This is a genomic window from Arthrobacter sp. 2RAF6, assembly GCF_052115205.1.
Lineage (GTDB): Bacteria > Actinomycetota > Actinomycetes > Actinomycetales > Micrococcaceae > Arthrobacter.
The window spans coordinates 62,872-78,968 of the sequence record NZ_JBFRGF010000010.1 but is presented as its reverse complement, the minus strand read 5'-3'; the positions used below and the strand labels follow the sequence as shown (position 1 = coordinate 78,968).

General features: G+C 63.9%; 12 protein-coding genes and 1 riboswitch. Of the genes, 9 read left to right on the top strand and 3 right to left on the bottom strand.

Annotated features, from left to right (window positions below; translation table 11 throughout):
• Window positions 1-160: 160 nt before the first annotated feature.
• Window positions 161-349: a hypothetical protein gene (locus tag AB4Z38_RS09750; RefSeq protein ID WP_441429516.1), complete on the top strand. Its 189-nt coding sequence runs from the start codon at window positions 161-163 to the stop codon at window positions 347-349.
• Between the two features lie 38 nt (window positions 350-387).
• Here AB4Z38_RS09750 and AB4Z38_RS09745 read toward each other — a convergent pair whose 3' ends face one another.
• Window positions 388-708, bottom strand: a complete 321-nt coding sequence (locus tag AB4Z38_RS09745) for a hypothetical protein (RefSeq protein WP_441429515.1) — start codon at window positions 706-708, stop codon at window positions 388-390.
• 14 nt (window positions 709-722) lie between these two features.
• Window positions 723-842, bottom strand: a riboswitch (SAM riboswitch).
• A 77-nt stretch (window positions 843-919) separates the two neighbouring features.
• Entirely contained in the window at window positions 920-2,452 is a 1,533-nt protein-coding gene (locus tag AB4Z38_RS09740; RefSeq protein WP_441429514.1) for a sodium:solute symporter, read from the bottom strand.
• 303 nt (window positions 2,453-2,755) lie between these two features.
• On the opposite strand from AB4Z38_RS09740, the gene AB4Z38_RS09735 reads away from it, so the two are divergent.
• The 3 genes from AB4Z38_RS09735 (at window position 2,756) to AB4Z38_RS09725 (ending at window position 5,353) form a co-directional block, all read left to right on the top strand.
• Complete coding sequence (locus AB4Z38_RS09735) at window positions 2,756-3,331, top strand: helix-turn-helix domain-containing protein (protein WP_059388136.1); 576 nt, start codon at window positions 2,756-2,758, stop codon at window positions 3,329-3,331.
• A 268-nt stretch (window positions 3,332-3,599) separates the two neighbouring features.
• On the top strand, window positions 3,600-5,015 hold the full coding sequence (locus AB4Z38_RS09730) for an ammonium transporter (protein ID WP_441429513.1): 1,416 nt from the start codon (window positions 3,600-3,602) through the stop codon (window positions 5,013-5,015).
• A complete protein-coding gene (locus tag AB4Z38_RS09725; RefSeq protein WP_441429512.1) occupies window positions 5,012-5,353 on the top strand; it encodes a P-II family nitrogen regulator in 342 nt (113 codons plus the stop codon). Before AB4Z38_RS09730 ends, AB4Z38_RS09725 begins: the two co-directional genes overlap by 4 nt.
• A gap of 52 nt (window positions 5,354-5,405) precedes the next feature.
• Here the strand turns inward: AB4Z38_RS09725 and AB4Z38_RS09720 are convergent, their stop codons facing one another.
• Complete coding sequence (locus tag AB4Z38_RS09720) at window positions 5,406-7,394, bottom strand: amino acid transporter (protein WP_441429511.1); 1,989 nt, start codon at window positions 7,392-7,394, stop codon at window positions 5,406-5,408.
• Window positions 7,395-7,675: 281 nt separating this feature from the next.
• On the opposite strand from AB4Z38_RS09720, the gene AB4Z38_RS09715 reads away from it, so the two are divergent.
• From AB4Z38_RS09715 to AB4Z38_RS09695, 5 genes are all read left to right on the top strand, one after another.
• Entirely contained in the window at window positions 7,676-10,336 is a 2,661-nt protein-coding gene (locus AB4Z38_RS09715) for an exo-alpha-sialidase (protein ID WP_441429510.1), read from the top strand.
• A 185-nt stretch (window positions 10,337-10,521) separates the two neighbouring features.
• The gene (gene speB / locus AB4Z38_RS09710) at window positions 10,522-11,586 is read left to right on the top strand and encodes an agmatinase (RefSeq protein WP_441429565.1); all 1,065 of its coding nucleotides are present in this window, start codon (window positions 10,522-10,524) and stop codon (window positions 11,584-11,586) included.
• Window positions 11,583-13,259: a thiamine pyrophosphate-binding protein gene (locus AB4Z38_RS09705; RefSeq protein WP_441429509.1), complete on the top strand. Its 1,677-nt coding sequence runs from the start codon at window positions 11,583-11,585 to the stop codon at window positions 13,257-13,259. The genes speB and AB4Z38_RS09705 overlap by 4 nt, the downstream gene beginning before the upstream one ends.
• A 179-nt stretch (window positions 13,260-13,438) precedes the next feature.
• Window positions 13,439-13,921, top strand: a complete 483-nt coding sequence (locus AB4Z38_RS09700; protein WP_234753240.1) for a MarR family winged helix-turn-helix transcriptional regulator — start codon at window positions 13,439-13,441, stop codon at window positions 13,919-13,921.
• Between the two features lie 11 nt (window positions 13,922-13,932).
• Window positions 13,933-15,987: an MDR family MFS transporter gene (locus tag AB4Z38_RS09695; protein ID WP_441429508.1), complete on the top strand. Its 2,055-nt coding sequence runs from the start codon at window positions 13,933-13,935 to the stop codon at window positions 15,985-15,987.
• The last annotated feature ends 110 nt before the right edge of the window (window positions 15,988-16,097 follow it).

Here is a 16,097-nt window from a genome sequence, read left to right as displayed (position 1 = left end):
CGCGCCTCAAAAACGGGAGGCTCCCGGCAGGCCTTGACCACAGCAGGGGGCAGTGCTGGGATGGATGGACAGGGTCCACGAATTGGCGGGGTAGCGTTGGACCGGCTGCCTGATTTGCCTGTGCGATGGGCTCAGCGGCACGTCGAACGGAGGTTGCACCATGGACAGCACCGAGACCCACGCCCGCCACCCCGACCGTCCCACGGTCGAGGCCGATCCCGCCTATGACTACAGCGAGGACCTGGCGGTGGAGGAAGACTGGGAAGACCAGCCCGAGGTTCTTGACGATGACGAACGGGTGGTTCCGCTCGACGCCGAGGAACACCGTGAGGCTGAAGAGATCGAATAGCCCCGGCCCGCTGAACCCGGCTTGCCGAACCCTCCTAGTTAAAACGCGCTCAGGATGAAGTGCCTCTGCACGCCTGCCCGGTGCCCGGTTGCCGCCACCGTAAGGGTGAGTTTCCGTGTCGCGGGGAACCAGCGGGCGGGCTGGACGGCTTTGGAGAGCGCTTCGGTGATGAGCCGAGGCTCATGATGCCAATAGCGTTCCAGGTTTCCGTCCACCACTAACGTGATGGAGCCTTGGGAGAGGTCGACGCCGGGAATCACCCGGACGAACTCGTCCACCCGCCGGGAGCGGGGCAACAAGAGGGTGCCGGACTGGGTGGTGCGGTCGGCTGTGGGATTGGCGCCGTTTTCGAAAGGCATGGCCTTCTCCTGGGGAGTTGCTCTTGCCCGTTCGGTTGTCTCTGGTCCGAGCCGGGCCGCTTCTTCATCCGAACCACCCGCGAACATGGGGTTGGCGTGTGGCAAGTCGGAGCTTGGCGCCACATCTCTTGAAGCTGTTCCTACTGTACATGCGGCGCCGCACCCTCGAGGAGAAGGTGCGGCGCCGCCGTCGTACTTAACTTGGTGAAGCTCAGTGGCTGGCCACCGGGTGGACCTCCAAGGGGAGTTCCTCGGTGACCGCTCCGGCAACGCGACGGTCCCAGGCTTCCCGGACCTCGGGCGAGGTGGGCGGCGTCAGCAGGGAGACTACAACATACACCAGCAGCGAGGCTCCGAGGCCCCAGTAGATGGGATCGTTGGCGTAGACGCCGTCTTCGCTGGGGATGATTCCCGTGGCGTAAGCGATCAACAAAGCCAGGGTCAGTATGGACCCGACGGCCATCGACCAGGCTGCGGCAATACCGGTGCCGCGCTTCCAGACCAAGCCGCCCAGGATGGCAACCAGCAGGCCACCCACCAGGATGTCGTAGGCGATGGTCAGGGCCACCACGACGTCTTGCGCCGCCATGGAGATCAGCACGGCCACGATGCCCAGTCCTAGGACCCAGTAGCGGTTGGCCTTGACGTCGTGCTCCGGGTTTTCGGTGTCGTCGGTGTTGATCGTCTTGCCGAACCAGCTGGCCACGAACGGGACCACGTCGGCGCGGGCAACGGTGGCTGCGGCGATGAGGGCTCCGGAAGCGGTGGACATCATGGCCGCGACTGCTGCGGCCATGACAAGGCCGCCGATCCCGATCGGCAGGATGTGGGTGGCAACCTCGGCGTAGACAACGTCCTTGCCAAGGGCCTTCACGTCGATGTTGGGCAGGGCAACGCGGGCGGCCAGGCCGATCAAAGCCCCGGCGACGCCGTACAGGACGCAGTAGATGCCGGCAGTGGCGCCGCCCCAACGGGCCACCTTGGGGGTCTTGGCGGTAAAGACGCGCTGCCAAATGTCCTGGCCGATCAGCAGGCCCAGGGTGTAGACCACGAAGTACGTGATGATGGTCTGCGCTCCGATGCCGTCCAACTGGAAGAAGCTGGCGTCAACGCGGGCACGGATGCCGTCGAAGCCGCCGGCGGCGTTGAGGACGAACGGGAGCATGAGGAAGAAGATGCCCACTGTCTTGATGATGAACTGCACCTGGTCGGCGAGGGTGATGGACCACATGCCGCCGATCGTGGAGTAGACCAGGACGATGGCGCCGCCGACGGCGATGGCGAGCCAGCGCTCCCAGCCGAAGAGGACAACGAAGATGGTGGCGTAGGCGCCGGTGGACGTGGCACACAGCATGAGGGTATAGGCGAGCATGACGATGCCGGAGGTCTGCGTGGCGCGCTGGCCGTAACGCAGGCTCAGCATCTGGGAGACCGTGTAGATCTTCAGTCTCTGGATGGTGCCGGCGAAAAGCAGGCTCAGGAGGAGGACGCCCGAACCGATCGCGACTACCAGCCACATTCCGGAGATGCCGAACTTGTAGCCGAGGCCGACGCCGCCAACCGTCGATGCACCGCCGAGGACGACGGCGGCCATGGTGCCGGTGTAGAGCATCGGACCAAGGCGGCGCCCTGCCACCAGGAAGTCGCTGTTGTTCTTGGTGCGCGACTTGCCCCACCAGCCGAAGGCCAGCATGGCGAGCAAATACACCACCACGATCGCAATATTGATGAACGAAGAGTCCACGGTTGGCTCCTGAAAGTGATGCGCAGAGCTCTGGGGGATTCCGACGCCGGTCCGCTGGGTTTCGTGCGGGGTTGCGGAAGGTCTCTGCGCTGGTGATTGGGGAGAGTAGTCTGTGATGTATGCCTCACAAACAACACTTGTTGCCTATGAGGATACGTAGTGATGCGAGTAACAGTCAAGACGCTGTCTTGCGGAGCGGACTCATCGGCGGCCCTCCAGCTAGCCAAAGGCGCTGCCACGCGGGCGATCCGGCTACTATTGCTGCAATGACAGGGCCGCATAAACGGCCTGAAAGGTTCGTGAATGAAGGCTCTCCCCGTTGAACCGAGCAACGTCCCCGTTGCCATCGGTTCCAGAATCCGTGCCGCCCGCCAATCGCAGCGCCTCACCATCGAGCAGGTTGCCGACGCCACCGGCCTGACCAAAGGGTTCCTGAGCCGTGTGGAGCGTGATCTGACATCGCCGTCGGTCGCTTCCCTTGTGACGCTTTGCCAAGTTCTTTCGGTGTCCATCGGGGACCTTTTCGCCGCACCGGAGACCCATCTGACCCGGCGCGACGATGGGCCGCGGATTTCGCTCGGCGGCCAGGGAATCGTTGAGCGGCTCCTGACCGCCCGATCGGAACGGCGGCTACAGATCCTGCAGGCCTCCATCGAGCCCCGCGGCCGGGGAGAAGCCGAGCTTTACGCCGTCGATTGCGACGTCGATGTCCTGCACGTCGTCAAGGGCCGCATCAAATTGATCCTTACCAACGAGGAGTACGAGCTCGAAGAGGGAGACACGCTGTCCTTCCCGGGACGCGAACCCCACACCTGGGTCAACCCGACGGACGAGCCCGTTGAGGTGCTCTGGATCCTGGTGCCGGCAGCCAGCCGCTGACGCTGGTGCGCTGCACGCCCGGCGTGCAAGGTCGAAACGCGGCGTAACACGCCTGAAACATGACTGACTTCTGGATTTAACGCTGGGGCCTGCGGTGTTACGTGCCTGAAATGATCCGTGCCGAATGCTGAAACAGCGCGGCTGTACCTTCGAGTCAAGGCAACTCGTCAAGGTCGGTATCGCGTGCGGTACCAGGACCTGTTCGTTTTAAAAATGGTCTCGCCGTGCGGGCGCCATGGAGCGCCATTTATGCAGGAAGGCTCCCGAAATGAACCCAGTATTCTTCAGCGTAGGGCTCGATGTGAACCCACAGACCCTTGATCCCGGCGCGACAGCCTGGATGCTTGCAGCTTCCGCCCTCGTCCTTCTTATGACGCCAGGTTTGGCGTTCTTCTACGGCGGCCTTGTCAGGATGAAATCCGTCCTCAACATCATGATGATGAGCTTTGGCGCCATGGGCGTGGTCGCGGTGGTCTGGGCCCTGTGGGGCTACGGACTCGCGTTCGGCCCGGATACCCTGGGCGGCTTCATCGGAGACCCCTTCGCGAACTTCGGACTCAGCGGACTGGCCAGCGTCATCGGCGGGAAAGCCCCGGGGTTGCCGGACATGGTCTTCATAGGATTCCAAGCCACTTTCGCCATCATCACGGTCGCACTGATCAGTGGCGCGGTAGCCGAACGTGTCAGGTTTGGTCCATGGCTGCTGTTTGCCGGCCTTTGGGTCACCATCGTCTACGCGCCCATTGCCCACTGGGTCTGGGGTGGCGGCCTCTTCGGATCCACCGGGATCATCGGCAGCAAGATCTCAGCCCTCGACTTCGCCGGTGGCACCGTCGTCCACATGAACGCGGGCATGGCCGGGCTGATGCTCGCCGTAGTGCTCGGCAAACGGCTCGGATTCATGAAAGACCCCAACATCCGGCCGCACAACCTCCCCTTCGTGATGCTCGGGGCGGGCCTGCTGTGGTTCGGGTGGTTCGGCTTCAACGCCGGTTCGGAACTGGCCGCTGATGGAATCGCCGCACTTGCCTGGACAAATACCCTCCTGGCCACGAGCGCAGCGCTCCTCGGCTGGCTGCTTGTCGAAAGGCTCCGCGACGGCCACGCGACGTCCCTTGGTGCCGCATCCGGCGCCGTCGCGGGCTTGGTGGCAGTCACCCCGGCGTGTGGATTCGTGGATCCGATTGGCGCGATCGTCATCGGTGTCCTCGCGGGTGCCGTCTGCGCACTGGCCATCGGGCTGAAATTCAAGATCGGCCTGGACGACTCCTTGGACGTTGTTGCCGTCCACTTTGTCGGCGGCCTGTGGGGAACCCTGTCCCTCGGATTCTTCGCCGTACCCTCGGCAAAGACCGAAGGCGGACTTTTCTACGGCGGCGGCCTGAGCCAATTCTGGCCCCAAATATTGACGGCCCTGGTGGTCACCGCGTGGACGGCGATCATGACCACGCTCATCGGGCTGGCCATCCACAAGACAGTGGGTATGCGCGTCAAGGAGCACGAAGAACTGGCGGGCATCGACATCACTGAGCACGCGGAAACCGCCTACGAGCTGGCCATGGTTGGCGGGTCCTTCAATCCTGGAGAACCACAGAACGGCAAGACTCCGTCGGGTTCCAGCGGTGAACCAGAAGCTAGCTCTAACGGGAAAACAGATCGGATGCGCAGCAAGGCGTCGACGTGAAACTGGTCACGGCCATCGTAAGGCCGGAGCGGATCGACGAGGTCCGGGAAGCCCTGGAACGTTTTGGAGTCAACGGGATGACCGTGAGCCAGGCGAACGGGTATGGCCAACAACGGGGCCACGTCGAGGTGTACCGGGGTGCGGAGTACAACTCCGATCTGCTTCCCAAAATCCGGGTGGAGGTCCTGGCCACGGACGAGCTGGTGGACGGAATAGTGGACGCCATCATCTCCGGCGCCAGTACCGGCCAATTCGGGGACGGCAAGATCTGGACCATCGAAGTTTCCCAGGCGGTACGCGTCCGGACAGGGGAGCGCGGGGCCTCCGCGATTAGTTAGAAAAGACTGTGTTGGTGCCGCTCCGCGGGGAGCGGCACCAACACTGCCATGTTCAGCCCACGTGCACCCACGGCCTGCGCGTGATGTCCGGTTCGGCTTCACGGAGGACTTCGCGCGTTACCGGTGCGATCTCGCCCTCGCCGAAGAAGAGGAACTTGCTCAAGTTGGCGATGGGGTTGCCCTCGGTCCAGCGGAAATAGATATGCGGCATGAGCCCCGTGACGTCGCGGATGTGGAGGAGCACCGCGGCGAGCGTGTTGGGCACGTTGTTGCTGTGGATCTCCAGGATCTTGAAGCCGTGCCGGACCTTGCCTTCCACAAGGAGTTCCTGCTCGAAATCGGAGCTGTCATCCACGATGATCTCGATGAAGATCGCGTCGCTTTCTACCGGCAAGTGGTTGGCTTGCTGGGCATGCTGCAGCTTCAACTGGTACCGGTCGGCACTCAGCCGTTTGGGCTCGTGCGCGATGATCCGGATGGGGCCTTCCTCGTTCGAGGCCGTGAACTCAAGTGCCATCTGGTCCATTTTGATGTGCGTAGCCCGCAGTTCGAAGGAGCGGCGTACGCGCGACGCGAAGCTCACCAGGACAATGCCCAGGATGAAAAGGGCCGCGATCCTGATGCCGTCCGGGCGTTCCACCACGTTGGCCACAGTGGTGTAGGCGAAGACGACCGCCACCCCACCGAAAGCGACGGTCTTGCCCTTCTGCTTCTTCCGGCGTGCGGACAGGGTCACGGCGATCGACGCCGAGGTCATGAGGACCAAGACGCCGGTGGCGTATGCGCCGCCTTGGGCTTCCACGTTCGCCTCGAAGACCAACGTGATGATGAAGCCAACGGCGGTGAAGACCAGGACCAGTGGGCGGACGGCTTTAGTCCACGCCGGGGCCATGCCGAAGCGCGGCAAATAGCGCGGCACGAGGTTCAGCAAGCCCGCCATGGCGGAGGCGCCGGCGAACCACAGGATGGCGATGGTGCTGATGTCATAGACCGTGCCGAAGCCGTCGCCCAGGAATTGGTGCGCAAGGAATGCGAGGGCTCGTCCGTCTGCTTTCCCTCCCGGCTGGAATTCAGCGGCCGGAATGAGGAATGTCGTGATGAAGCTCGAGGCCACCAGGAAGGCACTCATGATGAGTGCCGCCGTCGTGAGCAGTTTGTGGGTGCCGCGGATGCGTCCCGCGGGATTTTCTTCCGTGTCGCTGGGGCTGCCCTTGATCTGTGGCATGACCGCGACGCCGGTCTCGAATCCTGAGAGGCCCAGGGCAAGTTTCGGGAAGACCAGGAAGGCGATGCCCACCATGATCAACGGGTTTCCGTGCTGCTGGTTCAGTGCGGCCCACCAGTCGGTCACCACATGTGCTTCGGTCACCACGTGCGCCAGGCCGACCGCGACGACGACGGCGTTCAGCACCAGATAGACGCCCACCAGCACGACGGCGACGTTGATGGCCTCCTTGAATCCCCTGAGGAATACCACGCCAAGCCCGGCGATAAGCGCCAGGGTGATGGTGATTTCCTGGCCGTGGAGCCATTCCGGGGCAAAGGGGTTTTCGATGGCGTGGGCGCTCGCGTCGGCGGCGGAGAGGGTCATGGTGATCATGAAGTCCGTGGCGGCGAATCCCAGCAAGGCGAGCACGAAGAGTTTCCCGCCCCAGCGGGGGAGGAGCCGCTCGAGCATCGCGATGGAGCCTTCGCCGCGCGCGCTTTCGGCGGCGACCCGGCGGTAGACCGGCAGGGCACCGAGCAAGGTGACGGCGACCAGGACGATCGTGGCCAGCGGCGAAACGATACCGGCCGCGAGCGCCGCAATGGCGGGCTGATAGCCGAGGGTGGAGAAGTAGTCGACGCCCGTAAGGCACATGACTTTCCACCAGGCCTGGGGTGTGTGGTCCCCGTCCGGTTTGCCGTGTGGACCTTGGCGCTTTCCCGACGTCTCAGGCATTCCGTCGAGCAACCAGCGTTTGAATTGCCCCTGTTTGATTTCGCCCGCGGGTTTGCGCCGGTCGGAAGGTTCGGCCGGCGGCCTGGTCAGCGTTGTCACATTGTCCTTTCGCGCAGCCTGGAAGCTGCTCCAGATGGAGCGTACGGGTGGGCCGGGGAGGGGATGGCCGTCTTTATGGAATCTTTACGCCCCTTGTGAGGGGGGTCACTTCTGACAAGACGCATTCAAGGCATTTGGCATGTGAGCGGCATCACGTAGTATATAGAACGTCCTATGTTGGATGTGACCAAAATACGAAAGGGCTACGCATGAATAACCCGCTACTCAGTGACAGGGTCAGGAGGCGGCCACGATGGAGTCAGGGAAGGCTGGCCGTCTCCATGGCAGCCGCCGCAGTTCTCGTGACGTCAACCGTTTTGCCCGCCTATGCCGCGTTGGATCCGTTCCCGAGTCCCAACGTTCCCTCCAGCCCGCCAGGAAACTATGCCGAGCAGGTCCTCGCGTCCAACGGTGACAACGCCATCGACCCGGTCCTGGGCAAGTACTACAGGATCGTCGCGCTCGCGGATTTGGGCGAAGGAGTCCTCCTGGCTTCCTACGATGGCCGTCCCGATGGGGGCGATTCTCCCTCTGCCAACTCCATCGTCCAGCGACGAAGCACCGACGGCGGAAAGACGTGGGGCAGTCCCACCTTCATCGCTCGGGGACAAATGGGCTCAGCGGGCGTACAGAAATACGGGTTCAGCGACCCGAGCTACGTCGTCGACAAAGTCACCGGGACGGTGTTCAACTTCCACGTCTACTCCAAGAACCAAGGATTCGCGGGCAGCGTGCTCGGCAATGACGATGCCGACGCCAATGTGATCAGTTCGCAAGTGTCCGTCTCCACCGACCGCGGACTCACATGGTCCACGGATCCGGCCAATCAGCCGACCCTGCCCGTTCCGTCCAGCTATCCGGCGGGTTCCGCGTACGCCGGGTTTGCGGGTCCGCTGGTCACCAGTACCGTCAAGCCAAATGGCAGCACCATCAACGGCGTCCCCAATGTTGGCGGCGTGGTCAGCATGTTCGCTTCGTCCGGCGAGGGCATTCAGCTCAAGTATGGAGCGCAGGCGGGCAGGCTCATCCAGCAGTTTGCCGGAACCATTGTCCAGCCCGACGGGAGCCGCCAGATCCAGGCCTACAGCGTCTACTCCGATGACCACGGCAAGACGTGGAGCATGGGTACGCCGACCGGAACAGGCATGGATGAGAACAAGACGGTGGAACTCTCCGACGGCCGAGTCATGTTGAACTCACGGGATAGCACCAGCGCCAATCCGCACTACCGCAAAGTGGCGTACTCTTCCGACGGCGGCGTCACATACAGCACGCCGGTTGCCGACACGCAGCTCCCGGATCCGCGGAACAACGGTTCCATCGCGAGGATGTATCCGGAAGCGGCTGCGGGATCGGCGGATGCCAAGAAGCTGCTGTTCTCCAACTCGCCCACCCCAACCGCCGGCGGCGCGCGGGTGGACGGCACCATCCGCTACTCTGCCGACGACGGCAAGACGTGGGGCTCCTCGCGCGTTTTCAAGCCCGGAAGCATGTCCTACTCCACCTTGAGCGCCCTGTCGGACGGTACTTTCGGCGTGCTTTACGAAGGCGACAACAACACCATCACCTTCGGGAAATTCGACACGGCCTGGCTTAGCCCGGTTGCCGCCGTCGTTGTCCCCGGCGCTGCAACCGTCACGAACGGAGGCAGCGCGCAGCTCAGCGTGACCGTCACCAACAACGACAGTTCGCCGCTTCCCGCTTCGACCGTGGGCCTCGACGCCTTGCAGGATTGGACGTCGACGACGGCGCAGCTCGCCTCCCTGGATCCGGGCGCCTCGGCGACTGTCCAGTTGACCGTCACGGCGCCGTCGTACGCCAAAGCAGGTGTGGTACCCCTGACCGCAAGGTTGAACGTCGGTGCGTCATCGATTACCGCACCCGTGTCGGTGACGGTTGCGGGTGGTTCTGCCAGCAACGTGGTGGGCGCCTACATTTTCGGTGCCCGCAATGACGCCGGAAGGGACCTGGCAACCAAGCCGTACTCCGCTGCCAGCACGGTGCCCTACAAGTTCCGGGTGTACAGCACGGGCAACATCACGGAATCCGTTGTCCCGCAGTCCGGCAACTTCCAGCCGTTCCTGCCGCCGGGCTCGGGCAACTGCCGGTTCAGCGCCCTTGGCGTGTGGGGCAATTACCTCTGCGGCACGCCGCAGCACACGGTGACGGCGGACGAAGCGGCGCAGGGATTTTTCGTCCCCCGCACCGTCTGGCAGGTAACCGGTAGCGGGGCTGCCACCCAGAACTACACCGTTACGGGTGACGAGGTGGACCTGCTGGTCCGCAATCCCCAGGTGGAAGGATCGGTGGTGTCGAGCTTCAATGACGTTGACGGGGATGCGTTTGCCGGACCCGGCGATACGGTGACCTTCGCCTACACGGTGACCAACACCGGGAATGTGGCGTTGACCGATCTTTCGGCTGCGGCCATTGGATTGTCCAAGCCGACCCTGGCCGTGGGCGAGTCGGTCGACCTCACGGCCACGTACACGCTGAGCGACGGGGACATCGCGGCCAAGCAGCTCCCGGCGACGACCATCCCAGTCACCGCGAACAACGGCGCAAAGATTGCGTCCCTTCAGTTGGCCAGGCAGGCGGTTGCGCTGAAGGTCAAGCCTGCAAAGCCAAGCTGGGATCCCGCCTTGGCTTCCCAGGAGCTGATCGGCACGAATCCGCCGCTGGACTTGGGGCTCGGGACGGATAAATACCGCACCGGACAGACCGTGACCGTCCACAACGTGGAGTACGGCCAGTGGTACTACGTCTACCTGAACAAGCGCAGCTACCGTCTGGGTTGGTTCTTCCCGACCCAGCAAAACACGCTTTCCTTCCTGCTGCCCAGCGACGTGAAAAACGGAATGGACAGCCTCGTTGTGTTGGATGCGGAAGGCCATCAAGTGTCATTTGGAGACTTCCAGGTGACGCCCTTCGGGAGCAACTAGCCCGGGAGGGGACATGAAGTGACAAGCTGGGCCGGGCGCTGGGGAGCCCGGCCCGGTCTTGTTTTGGCGGACTCTCACGCTTTTTGTTGGCGTAAACAAGTGATGCATATAAGGCAACTTTGAGTGTATGATTGGTGTCACATTCACTGTCCGATCCCACCTACTCACTGAAGGAGTGGCGCATTTTGGAAGAGCTTCGTATTGAGGCCAACGGCAACCTTGGTCCTATTGATTCGGCCCGAATCCCGCGCTATGCCGGTGCTGCCACGTATGCCCGCTTGCCCCGCCTGGACCAGGTGTCCAAGGCCGATGTCACGGTGGTCGGTGTCCCCTTCGACTCCGGAGTTTCCTACCGCCCCGGCGCCCGTTTCGGTGCCAACCACGTGCGTGAAGCCAGCCGTTTGCTGCGCCCGTACAACCCGGCCTGGGACGTCAGCCCCTTTGAGAACATCCAGGTTGCCGATGCCGGCGACATGGCCGTGAACCCGTTCAACATCAACGAGGCGATCGAGACCATCCAGCAGAACGCGCTGGATCTGACGGCCAACGGAAGCAAGCTCGTGACGCTTGGTGGCGACCACACCATCGCGCTGCCGCTGCTCCGCGCCGCCGCAGAACGCGCAGGCGAGCCGGTTGCCATGCTGCACTTCGACGCCCACTTGGACACCTGGGACACCTACTTCGGCGCCGAATACACGCACGGCACCCCTTTCCGCCGCGCCGTCGAAGAAGGCATCCTGGACACCGAGGCCATCAGCCACGTCGGTACCCGCGGCCCTCTTTACGGCAAGAAGGACCTCGACGACGACCACCGCTTCGGTTTCGGCATCGTCACCTCGGCCGACGTCTACTACCAGGGCGTCCTGGAAACCGTGGCCAAGATCCGGGACCGCATCGGCAACCGCCCGCTGTACATTTCCGTGGACATCGACGTCCTCGATCCGGCCCACGCTCCGGGTACCGGCACGCCTGAAGCCGGCGGCATCACCAGCCGCGAGCTCCTCGAAATCATCCGCGGTTTCCGAGGCATGAACCTCCTGGGCGCAGACATTGTCGAGGTCGCCCCGGCGTATGACCACGCTGAGATCACGGGCGTCGCTGCAAGCCACGTTGCCTACGAGCTCGTCACCCTCATGGCGGACAACGCCGTCGAAGGCAACCGCCATGGCGCCCCGAACGGCTACGCTGCGCAGGCCCTTGGCCAGGAATCCCGGCGCCCGGCCGGTTTCGCCGCGGTGGTCACGAAGTGACGGATCAGCGCAACGGCGGGGACCTCGTCGTCGAGACCCTTGAGGCGCTTGGCGCGAAGACGGTCTTCGGGATCCCGGGCCAGCATGCCCTGGGCCTGTTCGACGCCATGGGCCGCGGCAATCTGCACTTCGTGTCCTCCCGCGTGGAGAACAACTCGGCTTTCGCCGCGGACGGGTATTCCCGTGCCACGGGCGAGGTCGGGGTCCTGTTCCTGTCCACCGGTCCGGGCGCTTTGACGTCCCTGGCCGGCCTGCAGGAAGCGTATGCAACGGGCGTGCCAATGGTGGTCGTGGCGAGCCAGATCCCCTTGGAGGGTTTGGGGGCGCGCCGGAAGGGCATGCTGCACCAGCTCGATGACCAGAAGGCCTCGGCTGCGAACGTCACGAAGAGCCAGCGCCTCATCCAGCACGCGTCCGGGATTCCCTCGGCCATCCAGGATGCCTGGACCGAGGCAATTTCCTCACCCCAGGGTCCGGTGTGGATCGAAATTCCGCAGAACGTGCTCCTGGACCCCATCATGGTCCCGCCGGTGGAGGACGCCCTCGCCGAGGTGGCCGACAACCCGCCGCGCGTGGAGCTGATCCGCGAAGCCGTCAAATGGCTCTCGACGGCGGAGCGTCCGGCGATCATCGCAGGCGGCGGCACGCGCCGCGGCCGGGCCGAGAAATCGCTTTTGTCGATCGCCGAGAAGCTCCGCGCCCCGGTGATCTGCACGCCTGGTGGCAACGGGGCGTTCCCCTGGACCCACGAGCTGTCCCTGCAGTCCTGGATCGAAGATCGCCACATGACCGATGTCCTTGAGGATGCCGACGTGCTGATCGTCATCGGTTCCTCCCTGGGCGAGGTGACGTCCAACTACTTCACTTTCGAGCCGCGCGGTCGCATCATCCAGATCGACGCCGAACCCCGGGTCCTCGAGTCCAACCGGCCCGGCCTGGGCATCCGCGCCGACGCCGGACAGGCCCTTGCCGCCCTCGATTCCGCCTTGGATGAGGCACTGTCTGCAGTGGGTGACGCTGGCGGAGCGGCACCGGACTGGCACGGCACCACTCCCGAGGACCTCGTCAAGGAGTCCCTGGCCAAGGTCAAGGCTCGCCTTGAAGCGCAGGACCTCGGCAAGGAACTGAAGTTCATGGCCGACATCCGCGAAGCCGTTCCGGCGGACATGCAGACCTTCTGGGACATGACGATCTCCGCGTACTGGGGCTGGAGCTGTTGGGACGCCCGGGAAGGCCAGTTCCACTCGGCCCAGGGTGCCGGCGGCCTCGGTTACGGCTTCCCGGCGGCCATCGGCGGTGCCGTGGGGCTGGAAACCGTGGGCAAACCGGGCCGCGTGCTGGCAGTTTCGGGCGATGGCTCCTCCATGTACTCGATCTCCGAGCTGGCCACCGCCAAGCAGCACAACGTCCCCGTCACGTGGCTGATCGTGGACGACGGCGGCTACGGCATCCTGCGCGAATACATGGTGGGTGCCTTCGGCAAGGCCACGGCCACCGAGCTCGCCCGCCCGGACTTTGTCAAGCTCGCCGAGGCCTTCGGCGTCCCGGCCCGCAGAGTGGCCCCGGGCGACGTCGGTGATGCACTCAAGGAAAGCTTCGCCGCGGACGGCCCCAACGTCGTCGTGGTTGAAACCCTCCTGAAGATGTTCGGCCCCACGCACTTGGGCGACTGACACCCCGGACGCTTCACACCCCAGCGCGAGCTGGCAGATAATGACCCCTTTTTCGAAAGATAAGGGCATTAGCTGCCAGCTCGCGCTTGGTGTTTAACGCACCTCACACATCATTAGTTTCCCAAAGCAATCATTTTGGCGTATAGTTGCTTTAGGCAAACAAAAGTGAGGTGTCTTCCATGGCTGTCGCATCCAGCACAGCAACCGAACTCGTCCATCAGATCTTCGATCTCCAGCGGGTCCTGCGCTGCATCGTGACCGCGAACATCGCGAAGGATGCCGACGTCGGGTTCGCCCTGCAAGGCGTTATGCGCTTCATCGGCGAGGGGGAGTCCCGGGCTACGAAGCTCGCCTCCCGCCTCGGCGTCAGCCCCCCGGTCCTCAGCAGGCACATCGCCGAACTGGAGGAACTCGGATTGGTGGTCCGGCGACCGGATCCCGCGGATGGTCGGGCCCAGCTGGTGGCCCTGTCCGAAACCGGCATTGAAAAGGTCCGGGACTTCGAAGAACAGCGCAGCCTCAATTTACGCGCCTACCTCGCGGAGTGGAGCGAGGAAGACGCCCTGGAGGCGGGGCAGGTCCTGGAGAAATTGACCACATCACTGAACCACTCAGTCCGGGCGACGGCGGCCGGCTCCCACCACTCGAACCACACAGCTTAGGAGCAGCAGCAATGGCAACCCGAATACAAGAACGTTCGACGGCGGTGCCGGCGTCATCCGCGCCCATGACGCACCGCCAGATCATGGAGGCGTTGACCGGCCTCCTCGCGGCATTCTTCACCGCTATCCTGAGCAGCACCATTGTGGCCAACGCCCTGCCGACCATCATGTCCGATCTCCACGGCACGCAAACGGACTTCGCGTGGGTCATCACGGCGGCGCTGCTGGCCAACGCCGCCACCACGCCCATTTGGGGCAAGCTCGCCGACCTCTTCGACAAGAAGCTCCTGGTCCAGCTGAGCATCGTGATCTTCGTGGCCGGCTCGGTCATGGCAGGCTTCTCCCAGAGCATTCCCTTCCTGCTGACCGCCCGCGTCATCCAGGGCATCGCGATGGGCGGCCTCACGGCCTTGGCCCAGGCCATCATCGGCACCATGATTCCGCCGCGGGACCGCGGCAAGTACTCGGGCTACATGGGAGCCGTCATGGCCGCGGGTACCGCAGGCGGCCCGCTCCTCGGCGGCTTCATCGTTGACAGCCTGCTCGGCTGGCGCTGGACGTTCTTTGTCTGCGTGCCGCTCGCCGTCGTCGCACTCATCCTGCTCCAGGTCACCCTCAAGATCCAGCACATCAAGCGCCCGGCCAAGATCGACTGGCTCGGCTCCATCCTGCTGACCTCGGGCGTGAGCCTGCTCCTGATCTGGGTTTCCTTCGCCGGCAACCCCGACTACTACGACTGGATCTCCTGGCAGTCCGCCCTCATGGTAGGCGGCGGCGTGCTTCTGCTGGCCCTGCTGGTACTGGTCGAATCCAAAGTGGCCCAGCCCATCATCCCGCTGAAGATCATCTCCCAGCGCACCACCGCTTTGGCGATCCTGGCCTCCGTGGCCGTCGGTATCGCGATGTTCAGCTCCTCGACCTTCCTGGGCCAGTATTTCCAGGTAGCCCGCGGCGCCACGCCCACGGAGGCAGGCCTTCTCACGCTGCCCATGATTGCCGGCAACCTCTTGGGCTCGGTGGCTTCCGGCCAGCTCATCAGCCGATTCGGCAAGTGGAAGCGCTTCCTCCTGGCGGGTACTGTGCTGCTGGCCGGCGGCCTTGCCTTCACCGGCACTATCGACCACACCACTGAGCTGTGGATTACCTGCTGCTACACCGCCATCTTCGGCCTGGGCCTTGGTCTGTTGATGCAGAACCTGGTCCTCGCGGTCCAGAACACGGTCCGCGCCCAGGACATCGGCACGGCCAGCGCGTCTGTCGCATTCTTCCGCTCCGTGGGCGGTGCGATCGGTGTTTCGGTGCTTGGCGCCATCATGGCAACGCACGTCAAGGACCTTGCGACCCAGGGCCTCGCGGCGGCCCACATCCCGGTCAGCGGCGGCTCGAGCGATGCGAGCATGGACCTGACGGACTTGCCCGCCCCGATCCGCGACATCATGCGTGCCGCCTATGGCGATGCGACCGCCCAGATCTTCCTGATCTCCGCTGTCATTGCCCTGGTCGCGTTCATCGCGGTGCTGTTCATCAAGGAAGTTCCGCTGCGGAAGACCGTGGACGCTTCGCCGGAGAAGGAACTGTTGGCGAACGCTTCGGGCGAGGCCGGCATGACACTGGACACCTCCGCGCTGCCGGTTATCGAATCCGCAGAGCTTCCCGAAGCAGGGCTTGCCCAAGCAGCCGACGACGGCGGCACCCCCTTGGGTGCCAGCCGCTCCCGTGCGGCGGCCGAGAAAGAGCACGATGAGCTGGACCTTGAGTTTGCCCGGATCCTGACCCAGGAACGGCCGGACCCTGCCGCTGGCCTGCGCGAGGTCCAGGACCAGCTGGCCCGCACCCAACGGCTGCTGGCCGAGCAACAGCTTCAGCTGAGCAGGGCCCAGCGCGAGCTCCAGGTGCGCGTCCACGAACAGCAAGCCACCGCCGTCGAACAATCGCGGGTCGCTGAGGAGTTGGCCGCGCTGCGCAAGGAACTCAAGCGTGAACGCCGCCGCCAGGAAAGGGCTGCCTTGCTGCTCCTCGCCGGCGACACCTCGAGGGCAGGGGAAACCGGGCGGCACGCGGGCTAAGCGGCGCAGCTACGCCGCAAGGATGATATTCGGCTATCGATATTTCGCTGAGGCAACGGATTTCGTAGAGTTGAGGGACTAATACTGTCAGCGCCTGCTGCTATCAATGT